We start from the raw sequence: 18,723 nt of genomic DNA on the forward strand, positions 1-18,723 counted from the left end.
AAAAACTGTGCTTCTATCTGTGTGCCGCCCCGTGTCGCAGACCGTTTTCGCCACGCACCCAGGACCACCATGCACCACTCAACTCATGACCTGCTCTCGCCCGTTCCGGGCATCACACGCCAGTTGCACAGCTTCCACTTCGGACCTCGCGGTGGCGGCAAAGTCTATATCCAGGCCTCGCTGCATGCCGACGAGCTGCCCGGCATGCTGGTGGCCTGGCACCTCAAAAGCCGCCTGGGTGAACTGGAACAGCAAGGCCGCCTGCAGCGCGAGATCATCCTGGTGCCGGTGGCCAACCCGGTCGGCCTGGAACAAGTGCTGCTGGACGCGCCGCTGGGGCGATTCGAACTGCAAAGCGGCGAGAACTTCAACCGTAACTTCGTCGATCTTTCCGACAGCATCGGCGACCAGATCGAAGAACACCTGACCGAAGACCCGGCACACAACCTCGCGCTGATCCGCGAATACCTGCGGCGGGGGCTGGACGCACACCCGGCGCGCACACCGCTGCAGGCCCAACGCCTGATATTGCAGCGCCTTGCCTGCGATGCCGACATGGTGCTGGACCTGCACTGCGACTTCGAGGCGGTCGAGCACCTGTACACCACGCCAGACGCCTGGCCGCAGATCGAACCGCTGGCCCGCTACCTGGGTGCCCAAGCCAGCCTGCTTGCCACCGACTCTGGCGGGCAGTCGTTCGATGAATGCTTCAGCCTAGTCTGGTGGCAGCTGCAACAACGCTTCGGCAAACGTTTCCCGATTCCGCTGGGCTGCTGCTCGGTCACCGTCGAGTTGCGCGGCCAGGCCGATGTCAGCCACGACCTGGCCAGCAAGGACTGCCAGGCGATCCTCGACTTCCTTACCCATGCGGGGGTCATCGAAGGCGCAAGCCCGGCCCTGCCCGCCTTGCGCTGCCCGGCCACGCCGCTGGCCGCAGTAGAACCGGTGATAACGCCACTGGGTGGGTTGCTGGTGTACCACGCCCGGCCAGGCCAGCACCTGGAGGCGGGCCAGCTGATCGCTGAAGTCATCGACCCGCTCAACGACCGGGTGACGGCCATCCGCAACAGCCAGCCCGGCCTGCTGTATGCACGTAACGTACGGCGCATGGCTACCGCAGGCATGGTCATCGCCCACGTCGCAGGCGAGCAGGTGTGCCGCAGCGGCTATCTGCTGGCAAACTGATCCGGTAAAACCATTGCGCCTGGCTGGTTGTCTGTAGAAACACAGCCACCGAAGGACCCTATGCCCCATGCCCGCCGCCACCGACCTCGCCAAGGCCTGGTTCGCCAAGCGTGGCTGGAAGCCTTTCGCTTTCCAGCGCCGTGTCTGGGCCGCCGTGGAACGGGGCGAATCCGGCTTGCTGCATGCCAGTACCGGTGCCGGCAAGACCTACGCGGTATGGCTCGCCGCATTGAGGGCCTTCAAGGCCGAAGCCCAAGGACGTCATGCTGCACCCTTGCAGGTGGTGTGGGTTACCCCCATGCGAGCCTTGGCCGCCGACACCGCCCGCGCACTGCAGATGCCGCTGGACGACCTGGGCCTGCCCTGGAGCGTGGGCATTCGCAGCGGCGACACCGGCAGTGCCGAACGTGCCCGGCAAGCACGGCGCCTGCCCAGTGTACTGGTCACTACCCCTGAAAGCCTTACGCTGCTGTTGACCCGGGCACAAGCTCGCGAAGACTTCGCCACACTGCGGCTGGTAGTGGTGGACGAATGGCACGAACTACTGGGCAACAAGCGTGGGGTACAACTGCAACTGGCTTTGGCCCGCCTGCGCCACTGGCACTCGAGCCTGCCGACCTGGGGCCTGTCCGCGACCCTCGGCAATCTCCAACATGCGCTGGACGTATTGCAGCCACAAGGCGGCCTGCTGGTACAAGGCCGACAGGACAAGCAGTTGCAGATCGATACCCTGCTGCCAACGGCCATCGAGCGCTTCCCCTGGGCCGGGCACATGGGTTTGAAGATGCTCGATCAGGTCAGCCGGGAGATAGATGCCAGCACTAGTTGCCTTGTCTTCACCAACACTCGGGCGCAGGCCGAACTCTGGTACCAGGCCCTGCTCGAGGTACGCCCCGAGTGGGCCGGGCTGATTGCCTTGCACCATGCCTCACTGGCCCGCGATACCCGTGACTGGGTCGAGCGCAGCCTCAAGCAAGGCAACCTGAAGGCAGTGATCTGCACCTCCAGCCTGGACCTGGGGGTGGACTTCCTTCCCGTGGAGCGCGTACTGCAGATCGGTTCCGCCAAGGGCATTGCCCGTCTCGTGCAACGGGCCGGGCGCTCCGGCCATGCGCCGGGGCGGCGCTCCCGGGTTACTCTGGTGCCCACCCACAGCCTGGAACTGGTGGAAGCAGCCGCCGCCAGGCACGCCCTGGCAGCCGGGCACATCGAAGCCCGGCATTCGCCACGCTTGTGCATGGACGTGCTGGTGCAACACTTGGTAAGCATGGCTTTGGGCAGCGGCTTTCACCCGCAGCAGTTGCTGGCCGAAGTGCGCAGTACCTGGGCCTTCAGCGAATTGCGCGACAGCCAGTGGCAATGGGCGCTGGACTTCGTCTGCCATGGCGGCAGCTCACTCAGCGCCTACCCAGACTACCAGCGCGTCGAGCGCCAGCCCGACGGCACTTACAAGGTTGCCAGCGAACGTTTGGCACGTCGCCACCGCATGAGTATCGGTACCATCGTCAGCGACGCCAGCCTGCAGCTCAAGTACTGGAGCAAGGGTGGTGGGGGCAAGGCGCTGGGCAGCGTCGAAGAGGCGTTCATTGCCCGTTTGCGCCCTGGCGACACCTTGGTGTTCGGCGGGCGAGTGCTGGAACTGGTGCGCGTGGAAAACATGACGGCCTACGTACGCCGCAGTACCGCGCGCAAGGCAGCGGTTGCACGCTGGAATGGTGGCCGCATGCCGCTCTCCAGCGAACTGGCCGACGCACTGGTCGAGCAGCTCGGCGCAGCAACCCAAGGGCGCTTTCAAAGCCCGGAGATGCGTGCAGTACGCCCCCTGCTGGCCTTGCAGGCGCAATGGTCGGCGCTGCCCACCCCCGAAACGCTGCTGGCAGAAACCTTCAAGTCGCGCCAGGGTTGGCACCTGTTCCTGTATCCGTTCGCCGGGCGCATGGCCAACCTTGGCCTGGCCAACCTGATCGCCTGGCGGGTGAGCCGCGTGCAGCCGCTTTCGGTTTCGATTGCGGTCAATGACTACGGGTTCGAACTGCTCAGCCCGGGCAACGTGGACTGGGCCACACACCTTCCGCAGGCACTTGGTACCGAACACCTGCTGGATGATGTACTGGCCAGCCTCAACGCAGGAGAAATGGCGTTGCGTCGTTTTCGCGAGATCGCACAGATTGCCGGGTTGGTGTTTGGCGGGTATCCGGCGGCGCAGAAAAGCCTCAGGCAGATCCAGGCCTCCAGCGGCTTGTTTTATGAGGTATTTCGCAAGCATGACACCGGCAACCTGCTGCTGGCCCAGGCACGGGACGAGGTGCTGAATGAGGAACTGGAGATCGAGCGGTTGCACCGGCAATTGCTGAAGATGGGCCAGTTACAGCTGGAACTGCGACCACTCAAACGGCCCGGACCGTTGGCATTTGCCTTGCTGGTGGAAGGCATGCGCGAAACGTTGAGCACCGAGAGACTGGCGGACCGGATTGCGAGGATGGTCGCGGAGCTGAACAGTGCGGCGGACGCTACGGAATGACCAACCTTTTACCCATCGAACACCATGGCCAAGTGCTATGGCTGCTTTCGGACAAGGCCATCTACTGGCCAGCCCGTCATGCCCTGCTGGTGGCCGACCTGCACATCGGCAAGGCAGCAAGCTATCGCGCCTTGCACCAACCGGTACCGCGCGGCACCACCGAGGCGACACTCGCTCGCCTGGATGCATTGCTGGCAAGGCATGATTGCGAGCAACTGATCATTCTTGGCGATTTTCTGCATGCGCGCGCAGCGCAGGCACCGGCAACTTTGGCAACGCTGCAGGCCTGGCGAGAGCGCCACAGAACCCTGAAAATCGTGCTGATCCGCGGCAATCACGATCGAAACGCCGGTGACCCACCCGCGTCACTCGGTATCGAAGTCGTGAGCGAACCCTGGCTGTTGGGACCCTTTGCGCTACAGCACGAACCCCGCCCCCACCCGACCCAACCGGTGTTGGCAGGGCACGTACACCCGGTATTCGTCCTGCGCGGCAAGGCTCGGCAACGCCTGCGATTGCCCTGCTTCCTGATCGATGGACAGGTCAGCCTGCTGCCGGCGTTCGGTGAATTTACCGGGGGTTGGGAAATTGCCCCCACGGGCGCCAGCCGGGTGTTCCTGACCGGTGCAGACCGCGTCTGGCCGCTCTAGCCCGGATCACTCAGGCTACAGGTGCCGGTGGAGGCTCGTCCGGCAGGGTCGGCTCGCCCGGCTCCATGGGTGGTGTTTCACCGGGCTCCGGCGGTTGCGGGGTATCCGGGTCAGGCTGGTGGGGCACGCCCCCCGCCTGCATCGGCAGCGGGTGTGCCAGCAGTGACCATGGTAGCAACCCGACGTGGTTGGGCTGCAGGCCTGCCAGCTTGGCACTGATTGCGGGGTGGAGTTTCATTGGCTGCTCCTGGCAAGGCCGCTACGCGTCATGCGTACCGGCGTTATCCAGTTGGAGTGCCAAAGGCGCGGGGAATTCCCCGCGCTTGTCGGCTCAGGTACGCGGCAGGGTGACGCCGCGCTGGCCCTGGTACTTGCCGCCACGGTCCTTGTACGACACTTCGCATTCTTCGTCGGACTGCAGGAACAGCATCTGGGCCACACCTTCGTTGGCGTAGATCTTCGCCGGCAGCGTGGTGGTATTGGAGAACTCCAGTGTCACATGGCCTTCCCACTCGGGCTCGAGCGGGGTGACATTGACGATGATGCCGCAACGGGCGTAGGTGCTCTTGCCCAGGCAGATGGTCAACACATCACGCGGAATGCGGAAATACTCGACGGTACGCGCCAGGGCGAAGGAGTTCGGCGGGATGATGCACACGTCGCTCTTGATGTCGACGAAACTGCCTGCATCGAAGTTCTTCGGGTCGACGGTGGCCGAGTTGATGTTGGTAAACACCTTGAATTCGTCGGCGCAGCGCACGTCGTAGCCGTAGCTGGAGACGCCGAAGGAGATCACCCGGCTGTCCTGTTCGCCGCGCACCTGGCGCTCGACGAACGGTTCGATCATGCCGTGTTCCTGCGCCATGCGGCGAATCCACTTGTCCGATTTGATGCTCATGGCGGGGTGTCCTGAAGAGTTGCGAGGTGAAAAATCGAGACGCGCATCTTACCGGTCCCGGCGCCCAGGTTAAAGTTCCATGCCTCATCCCGCGCCGGGCGGGGGCTTCAGCCGCCGTCGATCCGAATTTGCGTAAAGCGCCTTCTGACCATTGGCAGGTTGCGGAAAGTGGGGTAAGGTGGCGCCACTGTGCTGCACGTGACACCGAGAATCTCTAGTTTGATGCACGATCCTGATCGGCCCATCGCTGAATTTTCTGCTCTCTTTGCGCTCAGTCCCGGCCAGGGTTTTTCCTGACCGTTATCAAATTGTCCAAGGAGACAGAAAAATGTCCAACCGTCAATCCGGTGTTGTTAAGTGGTTCAACGATGAGAAAGGCTACGGCTTCATCACCCCTCAGTCGGGCGACGACCTGTTCGTGCACTTCAAAGCCATCCAAGCTGACGGCTTCAAAACCCTGAAAGAAGGCCAGGCTGTTACTTTCGTCGCTACCCGCGGCCAGAAAGGCATGCAGGCTGAAGAAGTTCAGATCGCCTAAGTCGATCGAAGCTTCCTAGCTTTCAAAAAACCCGCCTTCCGGCGGGTTTTTTTATGCCTGGTCGAAAGACCGAGTCTGCCTCTTCGCGGGTAAACCCGCTCCCACAGGGACAGCGCGGTACTTGAAGTCTGCGCTGTACCTGTGGGAGCGGGTTTACCCGCGAAGCAGGCGACTCGGTCTGCCAGTCAATCTTCGCTGATGGTAATGCTAGGCATCGCCGGCGCAGCAGCTTCCTGCAGCACGATCCGCGCGCCCACCTGACGGGCCAGCTCCTGATAGACCATCGCAATCTGGCTTTCCGGCTCGGCGATCGCCGTCGGCTTGCCACTATCGGCCTGCTCGCGAATCAGCATCGACAGCGGCAACGACGCCAACAGGTCGACGCCATACTGGCTCGCCAGCTTCTCGCCACCGCCTTCGCCGAACAGGTGCTCGGCATGACCGCAGTTCGAGCAGATGTGCACGGCCATGTTCTCCACCACGCCCAGCACCGGGATGTTGACCTTGCGGAACATCTCCACGCCCTTCTTGGCATCCAGCAGGGCCAGGTCCTGCGGGGTGGTGACGATCACCGAACCGGCAACCGGTACCTTCTGCGCCAGGGTCAGCTGGATGTCACCGGTGCCCGGCGGCATGTCGATCACCAGGTAATCCAGGTCGTCCCAGGCAGTCTGGGTCACCAGCTGCAGCAGCGCGCCGGAAACCATAGGGCCACGCCATACCATCGGCGTGTTGTCGTCGGTAAGGAACGCCATGGACATGACTTCCACGCCATGGGCCTTGATCGGCACGAACCACTTCTGCTCGCGAATCTGCGGGCGGGTGCCTTCGGCGATGCCGAACATCACGCCCTGGCTGGGGCCATAGATATCGGCATCGAGAATACCCACCCGCGCGCCCTCGCGAGCCAGCGCCAGGGCCAGGTTGGCAGCGGTGGTCGACTTGCCCACACCGCCCTTGCCCGAGGCCACGGCGATGATGTTCTTGACGTTGGCCATTGCCGGCACCTGGGCCTGGGCCTTGTGCGCAGCCACCACGCAGTCGATCGACACCTGGGCACTGCTGACGCCCTCCAGGTTGCCGATGGCGGTCTGCAGCACCTGGGCCCAGCCGTTCTTGAACAGCCCTGCGGCATAACCCAGTTGCAATTGCACGCTGACCTGGCCGCCCTGGATATCGATTGCGCGCACACAGCCGGCGCTGATCGGGTCCTGGTTCAGGTAGGGGTCGGTGTACTGGCGAAGCACGCCTTCGACGGCGGCACGGGTGACGGCACTCATGGAGACTCCCAATGGCAAACTGAATGTAAAACAGACGCCTATCCTAACCCGTCAATCGTCAGCAGATGCGCATGCGGGGTGAAATATCTTCGCCAGCCCTTTATAGTGGCCGATCAACCTCATTTTTACCCCGTCGCCAGATAAGTAGCCGAGCCACCATGTCCGAGCCACGTCAGATTCTCGTCACCAGCGCCTTGCCCTATGCCAACGGATCGATCCACCTTGGCCATATGCTCGAGTACATCCAGACAGACATGTGGGTCCGCTTCCAGAAGCTGCGCGGCAACCAGTGCATCTACGTCTGCGCCGACGACGCCCACGGTTCGGCCATCATGCTGCGCGCCGAGAAGGAAGGCATCACCCCGGAACAGCTGATCGCCAACGTCCAGGCCGAACACAGCAGCGACTTCGCCGACTTCCTGGTGGACTTCGACAACTTCCACTCCACCCACAGCGAAGAAAACCGCGAGCTGTCGGGCCTGATCTACGCGCGCCTGCGAGACGCCGGGCACATCGCCACCCGTTCGGTAACCCAGTATTTCGACCCGGAAAAGGGGATGTTCCTCGCCGACCGCTTCATCAAGGGCACCTGCCCCAAGTGCGCGGCCGAAGACCAGTACGGCGACAACTGCGAGAAATGCGGCGCCACCTACGCGCCCACCGAGCTGAAGAACCCCAAGTCGGCCATCTCTGGTGCCACCCCGGTATTGCGTGATTCCCAGCACTTCTTCTTCAAGCTGCCGGACTTCCAGGCCATGCTGCAGCAGTGGACCCGTAGCGGCACGCTGCAGGACGCGGTAGCCAACAAGCTGGCCGAATGGCTGGACTCGGGCCTGCAGGAGTGGGACATCTCGCGCGACGCGCCGTACTTCGGCTTCGAGATCCCAGGCGAGCCAGGCAAGTACTTCTACGTGTGGCTGGATGCACCGATCGGCTACATGGCCAGCTTCAAGAACCTTTGTGCACGCCGCCCGGAGCTGGACTTCGACGCGTTCTGGAACGAAGGCTCCAAGGCCGAGCTGTACCACTTCATCGGCAAGGACATCGTCAACTTCCACGCCCTGTTCTGGCCAGCCATGCTCGAAGGCGCGGGCTTCCGCAAGCCGAGCGCGGTCAACGTGCACGGCTACCTGACCGTGAACGGCGCCAAGATGTCCAAGTCGCGCGGCACCTTCATCAAGGCCCGCACCTACCTCGACCACCTGCAGCCGGAATACCTGCGCTACTACTACGCCGCCAAGCTGGGCCGTGGCGTCGATGACCTGGACCTGAACCTCGAAGACTTCGTGCAGAAGGTCAACTCCGACCTGGTTGGCAAGGTGGTCAACATCGCCAGCCGCTGCGCCGGTTTCATCCACAAGGGCAATGAAGGCGTGATGGTGGCTGGCGATGCTGCACCGGAGCTGACCGAAGCCTTCCTGGCGGCCGCCCCGTCGATCGCCGACGCCTATGAAGGCCGCGACTTCGGCCGTGCCATGCGCGAAATCATGGCGCTGGCCGATCGCGCCAACGCCTGGATCGCTGACAAGGCCCCATGGTCGCTGGCCAAACAGGAAGGCAAGCAGGATGAAGTTCAGGCCATCTGCGCCCAAGGCATCAACCTGTTCCGTCAGCTGGTGATCTTCCTCAAGCCGGTGCTGCCGGTACTGGCTGCCGACGCCGAGGCCTTCCTCAACGTGGCACCACTGACCTGGAACGACCACCTGTCGCGCCTGGAAAACCACCAATTGAACCCGTTCAAGGCGCTGATGAGCCGCATCGAACCGGCCAAGGTCGAAGCCATGGTCGCCGCCAGCAAGGAAGACCTGCTGGCCGCCGAAGCCAAGGCCCCGGCCGGCAATGGCGAGCTGGCCAAGGACCCACTGTCGGCGGAAATCGAGTTCGACACCTTCGCTGCCGTCGACCTGCGCGTGGCGCTGATCGTCAAGGCCGAGGCCGTACCGGGCGCGGACAAGCTGCTGCAACTGACCCTGGACATCGGTGACGAGCGCCGCAACGTGTTTTCCGGCATCAAGTCGGCGTACCCCGACCCGTCCCAGCTGGAAGGCCGGCTGACCATGATGGTGGCCAACCTCAAGCCACGGAAGATGCGCTTTGGGGTGTCCGAAGGGATGGTCATGGCGGCCGGGCCTGGCGGTGAAGAGATCTACCTGCTGAGCCCGGACAGCGGTGCCAAGCCAGGCCAGCGCATCAAGTAACAAAACCTGCTGGACCTTGTGGGAGCGGGCGTGCCCGCGAAACTGACTACGCGGTGCATGGCACCGGCGTTTCCGGTGTTCGCGGGCACGCCCGCTCTCACAATGACTCCGGCACCTTGATGCCAAACCCGGACAATCGCCCCGATTCCCGGCTATCGTCATCTCATGAGCGACTACATCCTGGTACTGATCAGCGCTGCGCTGGTCAATCACCTGTGCCTGCAACAACAGCCATTCCCAAGGCTGCACCTCCACGTGCACGGCCTCGCCTGCGCACTGTGCATTGCCTTGGGCGTGATCGGCGCACAACTACTGGTGCGCGGGGTGCTTGCCCCACTGCAAGCCCAGGACCTTGCCCTGTTCCTGTTGTTGCCCTGGCTGGCCGTGCTTGCCTGGGGCGTACCATGGCTACTGACAAGATGGCGCCCGAGCTGGCCGGTGACGCAACTGCCCGCGCTGCTGTTGAGCAACGCGGTAGTACTGGGCTTGACCCTGCAACAGGCAAGCGACGAAAGCACATGGCTCGCTACCTTGCTGCAAGGCCTGCTGGCCGGCGGCGGCTTCTGGCTGGCGTTGGTGCTGTTCGCCGACCTGCGCCAGCGCAGCGCTCATGCCGACGTCCCCGGGGCAATGCGCGGCCTGCCCATCGAACTGCTTGGGGCCGGAGTAATGGCCATGGCGTTTTCCGGCTTCAACGGGCTGTTCGCCCAATGACCGCCAAGCCCGACCCGCGGCTACGCACCAGCATGGACCTGGTGTTGCTGGCCTGCGTACCTGGCCTGCTGGCGCTGTTCTGGCTGCATGGCTGGAGTTTGCTACTGAACCTGTTGCTGTGCGCAAGCACCGCGCTGCTGTGCGAGGCGCTGTTGCTTACCTTGCGAGCACAACCGCTGCGCACGGCGCTGAACGACGGCAGCGCGCTGGTGACCGCCGTGCTGCTGGCCGCCGCCCTGCCCACCCTGGCGCCCTGGTGGTTGCCTGTGGTCGCAGCCAGTGTTGCCATCGGCATCGGCAAGCAGGCCTTTGGCGGAGTCGGGCGCAACCTGTTCAACCCGGCCATGGTCGGCTACGCCTTCGTGCTGCTGAGCTTCCCGTTGCAGATGAACCATTGGCCGGGGCCGGCACCAGGCCTGCTCGACAGCCTGCAGCTGGTGTTCGCCGGCGGCGAGCAGATCGACGCCTGGGCCCGGCCGACACTGCTCGACGGCCTGCGCCACAACCGCAGCCTGACCATCGATGAACTGTTCGCCGGTCACCCGGGCTTCGGCAGCATCGGTGGACGGGGCAGCGAATGGGTCAACCTGGCGTTCCTGCTGGGCGGCCTGTTTCTGCTGCAACGCAAGGTTATCAGTTGGCATGTGCCGGTCGGTCTGCTGGCTGGGTTGTTCCTGTTCAGCCTGCTGGGCTGGAATGGCTCGGGCTCGGACTCCAACGGCTCCCCCCTGGTGCACCTGTTCTCCGGCTCGACCATGATGGCGGCGTTCTTCATTGCCACCGAACCGGTGTCCGGGCCCCGGCAGGAGTGGGCGAAGCTGGGTTTCGGCCTGGGGGCGGGCCTGCTGATCTATCTGATCCGCACCTGGGGTAGCTACCCGGACGGTACAGCGTTCGCCGTCCTGCTCATGAACCTCATGGCGCCGAGCCTCGAACGCCTGGCTCTGCAGCGTCAGAAGGCTGCCCGATGAAGCGCCTGGTACGTGATGTGGGTTTGTTGCTCCTGACCGGAGCACTGGCGCTGTCGACCACTTTGGCCTGGCGGCACTGGACCAGCGCAGCCATCGCCGACGCCGAGAAGCAACTGAATAGCCGCCAGCGGCTGGCGGTGTTGCCAGAAGGCAGTTACGACAACCAACCTTTGGACAGCCCGTTGCCCAGGCCCGCCGCACAGCGGCCAAACAGCCGCATCCTGGCAGCTTACCGGGCAACGCTGGCGGGTAAACCGACCGCCGTCATACTGGTCACAAAGGCCCAGGGCTATGCCGGGCCTATCGTGCTGAGCGTGGCCATCGCAGCGGACGGCCGACTGATCGGCAGCCAGGTGGTCGAGCAACAGGAAAGCCCTGGGCTGGGTGCACGCCTGGGTGATGCGCAGCTGAACTGGCTGGGGCAATTTGCCAACCGTCAGCTGGGCGACCACTGGGCGCTGAAGCGCGACCAGGGCGACTTTGACCAGTTGGCCGGCGCAACCGTGACCTCACGTGCAGTGATCGTCGCGCTACAGGAAGCGCTGAGCTACTTCGATGAGCAGCGCAGCGTATTGCTGGAGGGCGCCACGCATGAATAGGCTCTACCTGCTCGGCGCAAGCCTGGTGCCTCTGCTGGGCGCCACCCGAACACTGAGCGAAGGCGCCACCATAGGCGTGTGCGCAGTGCTGCTGAGCAGCCTTCACCAGCTATTAATGGCCCCCCTGCGCCGACGGTCTGTCACCTGGACCTATGTACTGGCCAGCCTGCTGGTTCTGGCGGCCCTGGCCAGTTGCTTGCAACTGGCACTGCGTGCCTGGCTGCTGCCACTGGCACTCTCCCTCGGCCACTATCCCGCACTGCTGTGCCTGCAATGCCTGGCCATTGACTACCTGCTACCCGATCAAGGGCGCTGGCGCCTGCTCGCCGGCCACCTTTGCGCGCTGCTTGCCACATGCCTGCTGCTTGGTGCCAGCCGCCAATGGCTGGCCGACGGTATCGGCCTGCACCTGGCCAGCCTGGCCCCGGGCGCCTTGCTACTGCTCGGACTGCTGTTGGCCTTGTACAATCGCCTGCGTCCGGGCCCTGCCCAATCACGTCATCAAGGAAAGCTCTGATTTCATGAATGCCGCCAAACGCCTGGAGATCTTTCGCAGGCTGCACGAAGACAACCCCGACCCGAAGACCGAACTGGCGTACACCACCCCGTTCGAGTTGCTGGTCGCCGTGACACTGTCTGCGCAATCCACCGATGTCGGCGTCAACAAGGCCACCGCACGCCTGTTCCCGGTCGCCAACACCCCCGAGGCCATCTATGCGCTGGGCGTCGAAGGCCTGAGTGAGTACATCAAGACCATTGGCTTGTACAACAGCAAGGCGAAGAACGTTATCGAAGCCTGCCGGCTGCTGATCGAACACCATGACAGCCAGGTCCCGCAGACTCGCGAAGCCCTGGAGGCGCTACCCGGCGTTGGCCGCAAGACCGCCAACGTAGTGCTCAACACAGCGTTCCGCCAGCCGACCATGGCGGTGGATACCCATATCTTCCGGGTCAGCAATCGTACGGGCATTGCGCCAGGCAAGACGGTGCTGGAAGTGGAGAAAAAGCTGATCAAGTTCGTACCAAAGGATTACCTGCTCGACGCCCACCACTGGCTGATCCTGCACGGGCGCTATGTGTGCCAGGCACGCAAGCCACGCTGTGGCAGTTGCCGGATTGAAGACTTGTGCGAGTACAAGCACAAGACCTCCGACGATTGAGTCGATAGCTCGAAACCACCCACTGCGATTGAAAAAATCTTTTTTACCAGGGTCTGCTTTCTGGTTATAAGGACGGCCAATGGCCCCTTGGCTTGGAGCGACTCATGAGTAGCGATAAAGACGACCTGTCGATCGAAGATGATTTTGTTGCCGCAGATGACGAAGCGGAACCCCAGGTGGAAACCGCAAAGACCAACCTGAGCAAGCGCCGCACCATCGACAATATGCTGGAGGAAAGGCGCCTGCAGAAGCAGTTGGCCGACTTCGACTACGATCTGTAACCTTGGCAAAGCCTCCTGGCTGGAGGCTTTACGGCCTTGGCGATCAGCTCAACCCTTGCCGTTGCGCCAGCTCGATCAAGTCGACCAGCGACCGTGCATTGAGCTTGAGCAACAGGCGCGACTTGTAGGTACTGACCGTCTTGTTGCTGAGGAACATGCTGTCGGCAATTTCCTTGTTGGAACGCCCTCGCGCCAGCTGCTGCAACACGGTCATCTCCCTTGCCGAGAGGCGGTTGACCATGTCCGTCTCGCTCCCCCCCCTTCCACGTGATACATGCAGGGCCTGGTTGGGGAAGTAGCTGTAGCCCGACAGTACGGCCTTGATGGCGCTCAGCAGTTCGGTGAGTTCCTGCTGCTTGCACACATACCCCGCCGCCCCCGCCTGCATGCAGCGCATCGAGAAGTTGCCGGGGGCCTGCGATGTCAGCACCAGCACCTTGCTGCCCGGACTGAAAGCCGTCATGCGGGTGATTACTTCCAGGCCATCCAGCTTGGGGATACCGATATCGAGCACCACGATATCCGGCAGGTGTTGCCGTGTCAGTTGCAGCGCAGCCACTCCGTTGTCGGTTTCCGCCACGACGTCATACCCATGCCGCTCCATCAGCATGCGTACGGCCAGGCGTATGACCGGATGATCATCCACGATAAGCACTTTATTCATGCGATATCCATTCATTGCTTTTGCTTTGGCCCGCCAAGATAACCTACAGAGCGCCTGCTGGCGCGGTGATTTACCGGCGAAATATATGAACAGATGGAACCTACAACACTTACAGAAATTTCCTACACTCAACTGATGTACTTGTAACAATCAAATTCCCTGTTACCGAATGAACGGTATCACCGGCCTGTAAAAGTGCACCAGTTGAAAACCGGCCGATACCTCGGGAAATGTTCAATTCAAATGCCTGAACAGGCAACATCACCAGGATTTCGAGCGATTATTCTCACGGGAAACAATCCAGTCTTTAGTTGAGCAGCGCGGTAAGGCAAAGATATGCAAAATCGCTGGAGACGACCCATATGCAACAAGTACAACCTGTCGCCCCGCTGACGATCATTGCCATCTTCGCAGGGATTATCGAAGCCTCCGCCCTTGCCACATTGCCGTTTCTCAGCGAGTCCAGTCAAAAGCTCTATACTTGGTTCCTGGTGGGCTTCCCATTCTTCCTGACGGCACTGTTCTTCCTCACGCTCAACTTCAATTACAAGTCGTTCTACGACCCGTCGCCAAACAGGACGCCAAACGACAACACATCGACACCGAGCGATGTGGCCAAGCATGCAATTCCCGGTAGTACCGGCGAAGCGCTGCAGGGCGAGCCTGTCACGTTCATGTTTTCCGGCCCCGATGCCTATCGCATGATGGAGCAGCAATTGCTGTCCGCCCTCGCCCAACCGCCTCAGCAATCTCGCACCTGGCGCTTTTGCAACCTGGACAGACGCCAGTGCGCGCAACTATCGATCAGCGCGCTTGATGAACAGGTGGCAAACGACGGCCACTGATTCCACAGAAAAAAAAACCCCGGCCTGAGCCGGGGTTCTTGCTGCACATGACGGCAATCAGAGCAGCGAGCGGCCCTTGTTGGCAGCAATGCGCATACGCAGGGCGTTGAGCTTGATGAAGCCAGCTGCATCCGCCTGGTTGTAGGCGCCACCATCTTCCTCGAAGGTAGCGATGTTGGCGTCGAACAGCGAGTCGTCCGACTTGCGGCCGACAACGGTGACGTTGCCCTTGTACAGCTTCAGGCGTACCACGCCGTTCACGTTGACCTGCGAAGCGTCGATCATCTGTTGCAGCATCAGACGCTCCGGGCTCCACCAGTAGCCGGTGTAGATCAGGCTGGCGTACTTCGGCATCAGCTCATCCTTAAGGTGAGCGACTTCGCGGTCCAGGGTGATCGACTCGATGGCACGGTGGGCCTTGAGCATGATGGTGCCACCAGGGGTCTCGTAGCAACCGCGCGACTTCATGCCGACGTAACGGTTCTCGACGATATCCAGACGGCCGATGCCATTGGCACCACCGATACGGTTCAGGTCGGCCAGGACGGTGGCCGGAGTCTTCTCGACACCGTCGATGGCAACGATGTCACCGTTGCGGTAGGTCAGCTCGATGTAGGTAGCCTGATCCGGGGCGTTCTCAGGCGAGACACTCCAGCGCCACATGTCTTCTTCGTGCTCGGTCCAGGTATCTTCCAGGACACCGCCTTCGTAGGAGATGTGCAGCAGGTTGGCGTCCATCGAGTACGGCGACTTCTTCTTGCCGTGGCGCTCGATCGGGATGCCGTGCTTCTCGGCGTAGTCCATCAGCTTCTCGCGGGACAGCAGGTCCCACTCACGCCATGGGGCGATTACCTTGACGCCTGGCTTCAGCGCGTAGGCACCCAGTTCGAAACGCACCTGGTCGTTGCCTTTGCCGGTGGCGCCGTGGGAAATGGCGTCGGCGCCGGTTTCGTTGGCAATTTCGATCAGGCGCTTGGCGATCAGCGGACGGGCGATGGAAGTACCCAGCAGGTACTCGCCCTCGTAGACGGTGTTGGCGCGGAACATCGGGAACACGAAATCACGCACGAATTCTTCGCGCAGGTCGTCGATGTAGATCTCTTTAACGCCCATTGCCTGGGCCTTGGCACGAGCCGGCTCGACCTCTTCGCCCTGCCCCAGGTCAGCGGTGAAGGTCACCACTTCGCAGTTGTAGGTATCCTGCAGCCACTTGAGAATCACCGAAGTATCAAGGCCGCCGGAATACGCCAGTACGACCTTTTTTACGTCCGCCATGCCATCACTCCACGGGGTTGTACGGAAAGGGGTCGATTCTAACGACGTTACGGATAAATTTACAGTGGGGCGACAGCTTCTGACGACAAAGCGACAAGAAGTTTCGGAAGGGCGACTTACCGTCGGAAATTATGAAATGCCCTGTGGGAGCAGCCTTCAGGACTTGGCAGGTGTTGGCTCAGGGGCCTTTTCGACAGGCTTCTCAGCCGGCTTCTCGATGACCGCCACCCGATCCAGTTCGATATTCACCCGACGATTACGCGCCCGGTTGGCAGCACTGGTGTTCTTCGCCAATGGGTAACGCTCGCCATGGAAACGCACGGTAATCTGCTCTTCCGGAACGCCGTGGGCCTTGAGGTAGTCGGCTACCGCCAGTGCCCGGCGGCGCGACATGTCGCGATTGGTCAGGCGATTGCCACTGTTGTCGGAGTGGCCGTTGAGCTCTACATGGTTAACGGTAGGGTCAGCCTTGATGTAGTCGAGGATCACATCCAGCCGTGCCTTGGCCGCGCCATCCAGCTCGAAGCCTCCCCCGGGGAAGCCCACCTGGGTCTGACGCACCTGATCGTAGTTCATCGGCAGCAGCTTGCCGGCACAGGCCTGATAGTCGTTGTAGGCCTTGGCGAAGCTGACCGGCAGCACACGCACTTCCATCGGCCTGCCCGCCTCGCCGGCATAATTGCGTACCACCGTGCTGCGCCCATCGAGCAGGCCGTTGATCAGGCGACTGGCCTGGCCCTGGGACGAACTGAACAACACCCCGGTACGGGCCATGCGCACGCTGCCCAGATTGATATCGCTGCGCCCAGGCTGCCACGGCGCAGCAGCTGCCAGCAATGTGGCCGTGCCTGTCCCCAGTACGTTGCTGTCCGAGCGCAACTGGAACACCGGCTGCTCGCCCGCGCGGCGCACGAACTCGCCACTGCCGAAACCATCGATCGGCTGGATCAGCCGGCATTCGAACTGGTCACCCTCGACCTTCCAGGCAATGTTTTCCATGCGCGTCTGGAAGGTCAGCGCACCGGCCGGCAGGCTGGCGAACAGGGTCAACAGGGCTAGGTAACGCTGGCGCACGGGCGGCTCCACAAATTCTGACGGCTTACCTGCAGGCTATCGGACGCCTGGCGGAAAACTTGATAGCCGTGCTCCACCCAGGGTTTTCCGGTAGCATTGGGGCTTGAGTTCGACCCGCCTGGAATCCCCAATGTCCGATCGCCTGACCCTCCTGCGTCCCGACGACTGGCACATCCATCTGCGCGATGGTGCCGTCCTGCCCCACACCGTTGGCGATGTGGCGCGTACTTTCGCCCGTGCCATCATCATGCCCAACCTGGTTCCGCCGGTACGCAATGCCGTAGAGGCCGGCGCCTACCGTGAGCGCATCCTGGCCGCCCGCCCGGCTGGCAGCCGCTTCGAGCCGCTGATGGTGTTGTACCTCACCGACCGCACCAGCCCCGAGGACATCCGCGCGGCCAAGGCCAGCGGTTTCGTGTATGCCGCCAAGCTGTACCCTGCTGGCGCCACCACCAATTCCGACTCGGGCGTGACCAGCATCGACAACATCTTCCCGGCCATCGAGGCGCTGGCGGAAGTTGGTATGCCGCTACTGGTGCATGGCGAAGTGACCCGTAGCGAGATCGACGTGTTCGATCGCGAGAAGCGCTTCATCGACGAGCATATGCGCCGTGTGGTCGAGCGCTTCCCGACACTGAAGGTGGTGTTCGAGCACATCACCACCAGCGATGCCGCGCAGTTCGTCACCGAGGCCCCGGCCAACGTCGGCGCGACCATCACCGCGCAGCACCTGCTGTACAACCGCAACCACATGCTGGTTGGCGGCATTCGCCCGCACTTCTACTGCCTGCCGATCCTCAAGCGCAACACCCATCAGGTGGCGTTGCTGGATGCGGCCACCAGCGGCAACCCGAAGTTCTTCCTGGGTACCGACTCGGCCCCACACGCCCGACACGCCAAGGAAGCCGCCTGCGGTTGCGCCGGCTGCTACACCGCCTACGCAGCCATCGAGATGTACGCCGAAGCGTTCGAGCAGCGTAACGCGCTGGACAAGCTGGAAGGCTTTGCCAGCCTGCACGGCCCGGCGTTCTACGGCCTGCCGGCAAACACCGACACCATTACCTTGGTCCGCGAAGAATGGACCGCCCCGGATAGCCTGCCGTTTGGCGAGCAGACCGTGATCCCGCTGCGCGCCGGCGAAAAACTGCGCTGGCGCCTGCTGGAGGAAAACGCGTGAGCGAAGACCTCTACGAAGACGACCTCGACACCCAAGGCAGCAGCGGCTCGCGCCACCCGATGGCCGAGCGTTTCCGCGGCTATCTGCCGGTAGTGGTAGACGTTGAAACCGGCGGCTTCAACAGCGCTACCGATGCCCTGCTGGAAATTGCCGCAGTCACCATCGGCATGGACGAAAAGGGCTTCCTGTTCCCCGAGCACACCTACTTCCACCGCGTGGAGCCATTCGAGGGCGCCAACATCGAGGCGGCCGCGCTGGAATTCACTGGGATCAAGCTGGACCACCCGCTGCGTATGGCAGTCAGCGAAGAAAGTGCGCTGACCGACATCTTCCGTGGCGTACGCAAAGCGCTCAAGGCCAATGGTTGCAAGCGGGCGATCCTGGTCGGCCACAACAGCAGCTTTGACCTGGGCTTCCTCAATGCGGCGGTGACGCGCAATGACCTGAAGCGCAACCCGTTCCACCCGTTCTCCAGCTTCGACACCGCTACCCTGGCGGGCCTGGCTTATGGCCAGACCGTACTGGCGCGGGCCTGCCAGAGCGCCGACATCGACTTCGACGGGCGTGAGGCGCACTCGGCGCGCTATGACACCGAGAAGACGGCCGAGCTGTTCTGCGGCATCGTCAACCGCTGGAAAGAGATGGGCGGCTGGCGCGATTTCAACGATTGATCTGCAAAAGCGTTCGCGGGCA

Annotated in this window: 20 protein-coding genes; 14 read left to right on the top strand and 6 right to left on the bottom strand. The window is 62.5% G+C overall.

Annotation, left to right across the window (positions count from 1 at the left end; translation table 11 throughout):
• Positions 1 to 69: 69 nt before the first annotated feature.
• The 3 genes from WM94_RS02350 to pdeM all read left to right on the top strand — a co-directional run bounded on the left by WM94_RS02350 (position 70) and on the right by pdeM (position 4,356).
• On the top strand, positions 70 to 1,185 hold the full coding sequence (locus tag WM94_RS02350; protein ID WP_039614754.1) for a succinylglutamate desuccinylase/aspartoacylase family protein: 1,116 nt from the start codon (positions 70 to 72) through the stop codon (positions 1,183 to 1,185).
• A 67-nt stretch (positions 1,186 to 1,252) separates the two neighbouring features.
• Positions 1,253 to 3,706: a ligase-associated DNA damage response DEXH box helicase gene (locus WM94_RS02355; protein ID WP_061550348.1), complete on the top strand. Its 2,454-nt coding sequence runs from the start codon at positions 1,253 to 1,255 to the stop codon at positions 3,704 to 3,706.
• Positions 3,703 to 4,356, top strand: coding sequence for a ligase-associated DNA damage response endonuclease PdeM (gene pdeM / locus WM94_RS02360; protein WP_024087661.1), 654 nt, complete (start codon positions 3,703 to 3,705; stop codon positions 4,354 to 4,356). The genes WM94_RS02355 and pdeM overlap by 4 nt, the downstream gene beginning before the upstream one ends.
• 10 nt (positions 4,357 to 4,366) lie before the next feature.
• Here the strand turns inward: pdeM and WM94_RS02365 are convergent, their stop codons facing one another.
• Together WM94_RS02365 and dcd are read right to left on the bottom strand one after the other, a co-directional pair.
• A complete protein-coding gene (locus tag WM94_RS02365) occupies positions 4,367 to 4,594 on the bottom strand; it encodes a hypothetical protein (RefSeq protein ID WP_003254918.1) in 228 nt (75 codons plus the stop codon).
• A 93-nt stretch (positions 4,595 to 4,687) separates the two neighbouring features.
• Positions 4,688 to 5,254, bottom strand: a complete 567-nt coding sequence (gene dcd / locus WM94_RS02370) for a dCTP deaminase (RefSeq protein WP_003258001.1) — start codon at positions 5,252 to 5,254, stop codon at positions 4,688 to 4,690.
• Positions 5,255 to 5,582: 328 nt separating this feature from the next.
• Here dcd and WM94_RS02375 point away from each other — a divergent pair, with 328 nt between their 5' ends.
• Positions 5,583 to 5,792, top strand: a complete 210-nt coding sequence (locus WM94_RS02375) for a cold-shock protein (RefSeq protein ID WP_003254922.1) — start codon at positions 5,583 to 5,585, stop codon at positions 5,790 to 5,792.
• Between the two features lie 185 nt (positions 5,793 to 5,977).
• Here the strand turns inward: WM94_RS02375 and apbC are convergent, their stop codons facing one another.
• The gene (apbC, locus tag WM94_RS02380) at positions 5,978 to 7,072 is read right to left on the bottom strand and encodes an iron-sulfur cluster carrier protein ApbC (protein ID WP_015271554.1); all 1,095 of its coding nucleotides are present in this window, start codon (positions 7,070 to 7,072) and stop codon (positions 5,978 to 5,980) included.
• Between the two features lie 158 nt (positions 7,073 to 7,230).
• Here apbC and metG point away from each other — a divergent pair, with 158 nt between their 5' ends.
• The 7 genes from metG (at position 7,231) to WM94_RS30370 (ending at position 12,995) form a co-directional block, all read left to right on the top strand.
• Positions 7,231 to 9,270, top strand: a complete 2,040-nt coding sequence (metG, locus tag WM94_RS02385; protein WP_015271555.1) for a methionine--tRNA ligase — start codon at positions 7,231 to 7,233, stop codon at positions 9,268 to 9,270.
• Between the two features lie 165 nt (positions 9,271 to 9,435).
• The gene (locus tag WM94_RS02390) at positions 9,436 to 9,984 is read left to right on the top strand and encodes an Rnf-Nqr domain containing protein (protein ID WP_015271556.1); all 549 of its coding nucleotides are present in this window, start codon (positions 9,436 to 9,438) and stop codon (positions 9,982 to 9,984) included.
• On the top strand, positions 9,981 to 10,955 hold the full coding sequence (locus WM94_RS02395; RefSeq protein ID WP_061550349.1) for an RnfABCDGE type electron transport complex subunit D: 975 nt from the start codon (positions 9,981 to 9,983) through the stop codon (positions 10,953 to 10,955). The genes WM94_RS02390 and WM94_RS02395 overlap by 4 nt, the downstream gene beginning before the upstream one ends.
• On the top strand, positions 10,952 to 11,554 hold the full coding sequence (locus WM94_RS02400; RefSeq protein WP_003258004.1) for an RnfABCDGE type electron transport complex subunit G: 603 nt from the start codon (positions 10,952 to 10,954) through the stop codon (positions 11,552 to 11,554). Before WM94_RS02395 ends, WM94_RS02400 begins: the two co-directional genes overlap by 4 nt.
• A complete protein-coding gene (locus tag WM94_RS02405; RefSeq protein WP_061550350.1) occupies positions 11,547 to 12,071 on the top strand; it encodes an Rnf-Nqr domain containing protein in 525 nt (174 codons plus the stop codon). The genes WM94_RS02400 and WM94_RS02405 overlap by 8 nt, the downstream gene beginning before the upstream one ends.
• A gap of 4 nt (positions 12,072 to 12,075) precedes the next feature.
• The gene (nth, locus tag WM94_RS02410) at positions 12,076 to 12,714 is read left to right on the top strand and encodes an endonuclease III (protein WP_061550351.1); all 639 of its coding nucleotides are present in this window, start codon (positions 12,076 to 12,078) and stop codon (positions 12,712 to 12,714) included.
• A gap of 104 nt (positions 12,715 to 12,818) precedes the next feature.
• Positions 12,819 to 12,995, top strand: a complete 177-nt coding sequence (locus tag WM94_RS30370; RefSeq protein WP_003258006.1) for a PA3496 family putative envelope integrity protein — start codon at positions 12,819 to 12,821, stop codon at positions 12,993 to 12,995.
• Positions 12,996 to 13,038: 43 nt separating this feature from the next.
• Here the strand turns inward: WM94_RS30370 and WM94_RS02415 are convergent, their stop codons facing one another.
• Positions 13,039 to 13,659, bottom strand: coding sequence for a response regulator transcription factor (locus tag WM94_RS02415; protein WP_015271559.1), 621 nt, complete (start codon positions 13,657 to 13,659; stop codon positions 13,039 to 13,041).
• 362 nt (positions 13,660 to 14,021) lie between these two features.
• Between WM94_RS02415 and WM94_RS02420 the strand changes: the two genes are divergently transcribed.
• A complete protein-coding gene (locus WM94_RS02420; RefSeq protein WP_061550352.1) occupies positions 14,022 to 14,504 on the top strand; it encodes a hypothetical protein in 483 nt (160 codons plus the stop codon).
• Between the two features lie 57 nt (positions 14,505 to 14,561).
• Here WM94_RS02420 and WM94_RS02425 read toward each other — a convergent pair whose 3' ends face one another.
• Together WM94_RS02425 and WM94_RS02430 are read right to left on the bottom strand one after the other, a co-directional pair.
• Complete coding sequence (locus WM94_RS02425; RefSeq protein ID WP_013973956.1) at positions 14,562 to 15,779, bottom strand: argininosuccinate synthase; 1,218 nt, start codon at positions 15,777 to 15,779, stop codon at positions 14,562 to 14,564.
• Between the two features lie 156 nt (positions 15,780 to 15,935).
• Positions 15,936 to 16,853 carry an OmpA family protein gene (locus tag WM94_RS02430; RefSeq protein ID WP_061550353.1) on the bottom strand — a complete coding sequence of 306 codons (918 nt, stop codon included), beginning with the start codon at positions 16,851 to 16,853 and terminating at the stop codon, positions 15,936 to 15,938.
• Positions 16,854 to 16,983: 130 nt separating this feature from the next.
• On the opposite strand from WM94_RS02430, the gene pyrC reads away from it, so the two are divergent.
• Positions 16,984 to 18,030, top strand: coding sequence for a dihydroorotase (gene pyrC / locus WM94_RS02435; protein WP_061550354.1), 1,047 nt, complete (start codon positions 16,984 to 16,986; stop codon positions 18,028 to 18,030).
• A 59-nt stretch (positions 18,031 to 18,089) separates the two neighbouring features.
• Complete coding sequence (gene rnt / locus WM94_RS02440) at positions 18,090 to 18,701, top strand: ribonuclease T (RefSeq protein WP_230388460.1); 612 nt, start codon at positions 18,090 to 18,092, stop codon at positions 18,699 to 18,701.
• Positions 18,702 to 18,723: the final 22 nt, after the last annotated feature.

It is taken from the genome of Pseudomonas sp. ABFPK (genome assembly GCF_001586765.1).
Lineage (GTDB): Bacteria > Pseudomonadota > Gammaproteobacteria > Pseudomonadales > Pseudomonadaceae > Aquipseudomonas > Aquipseudomonas asiatica.

Coding starts and splice junctions, on each gene's coding strand:
- pdeM (WP_024087661.1), top strand. CDS start 3,703: ATGACCAACCTTTTACCCATCGAACACCATGGCCAAGTGCTATGGCTG.
- pyrC (WP_061550354.1), top strand. CDS start 16,984: ATGTCCGATCGCCTGACCCTCCTGCGTCCCGACGACTGGCACATCCAT.
- WM94_RS02425 (WP_013973956.1), bottom strand. CDS start 15,779: ATGGCGGACGTAAAAAAGGTCGTACTGGCGTATTCCGGCGGCCTTGAT.
- WM94_RS02375 (WP_003254922.1), top strand. CDS start 5,583: ATGTCCAACCGTCAATCCGGTGTTGTTAAGTGGTTCAACGATGAGAAA.
- nth (WP_061550351.1), top strand. CDS start 12,076: ATGAATGCCGCCAAACGCCTGGAGATCTTTCGCAGGCTGCACGAAGAC.
- WM94_RS02415 (WP_015271559.1), bottom strand. CDS start 13,659: ATGAATAAAGTGCTTATCGTGGATGATCATCCGGTCATACGCCTGGCC.
- WM94_RS30370 (WP_003258006.1), top strand. CDS start 12,819: ATGAGTAGCGATAAAGACGACCTGTCGATCGAAGATGATTTTGTTGCC.
- WM94_RS02365 (WP_003254918.1), bottom strand. CDS start 4,594: ATGAAACTCCACCCCGCAATCAGTGCCAAGCTGGCAGGCCTGCAGCCC.
- WM94_RS02395 (WP_061550349.1), top strand. CDS start 9,981: ATGACCGCCAAGCCCGACCCGCGGCTACGCACCAGCATGGACCTGGTG.
- rnt (WP_230388460.1), top strand. CDS start 18,090: ATGGCCGAGCGTTTCCGCGGCTATCTGCCGGTAGTGGTAGACGTTGAA.
- WM94_RS02390 (WP_015271556.1), top strand. CDS start 9,436: ATGAGCGACTACATCCTGGTACTGATCAGCGCTGCGCTGGTCAATCAC.
- dcd (WP_003258001.1), bottom strand. CDS start 5,254: ATGAGCATCAAATCGGACAAGTGGATTCGCCGCATGGCGCAGGAACAC.
- WM94_RS02355 (WP_061550348.1), top strand. CDS start 1,253: ATGCCCGCCGCCACCGACCTCGCCAAGGCCTGGTTCGCCAAGCGTGGC.
- apbC (WP_015271554.1), bottom strand. CDS start 7,072: ATGAGTGCCGTCACCCGTGCCGCCGTCGAAGGCGTGCTTCGCCAGTAC.
- WM94_RS02350 (WP_039614754.1), top strand. CDS start 70: ATGCACCACTCAACTCATGACCTGCTCTCGCCCGTTCCGGGCATCACA.
- WM94_RS02405 (WP_061550350.1), top strand. CDS start 11,547: ATGAATAGGCTCTACCTGCTCGGCGCAAGCCTGGTGCCTCTGCTGGGC.
- metG (WP_015271555.1), top strand. CDS start 7,231: ATGTCCGAGCCACGTCAGATTCTCGTCACCAGCGCCTTGCCCTATGCC.
- WM94_RS02420 (WP_061550352.1), top strand. CDS start 14,022: ATGCAACAAGTACAACCTGTCGCCCCGCTGACGATCATTGCCATCTTC.
- WM94_RS02400 (WP_003258004.1), top strand. CDS start 10,952: ATGAAGCGCCTGGTACGTGATGTGGGTTTGTTGCTCCTGACCGGAGCA.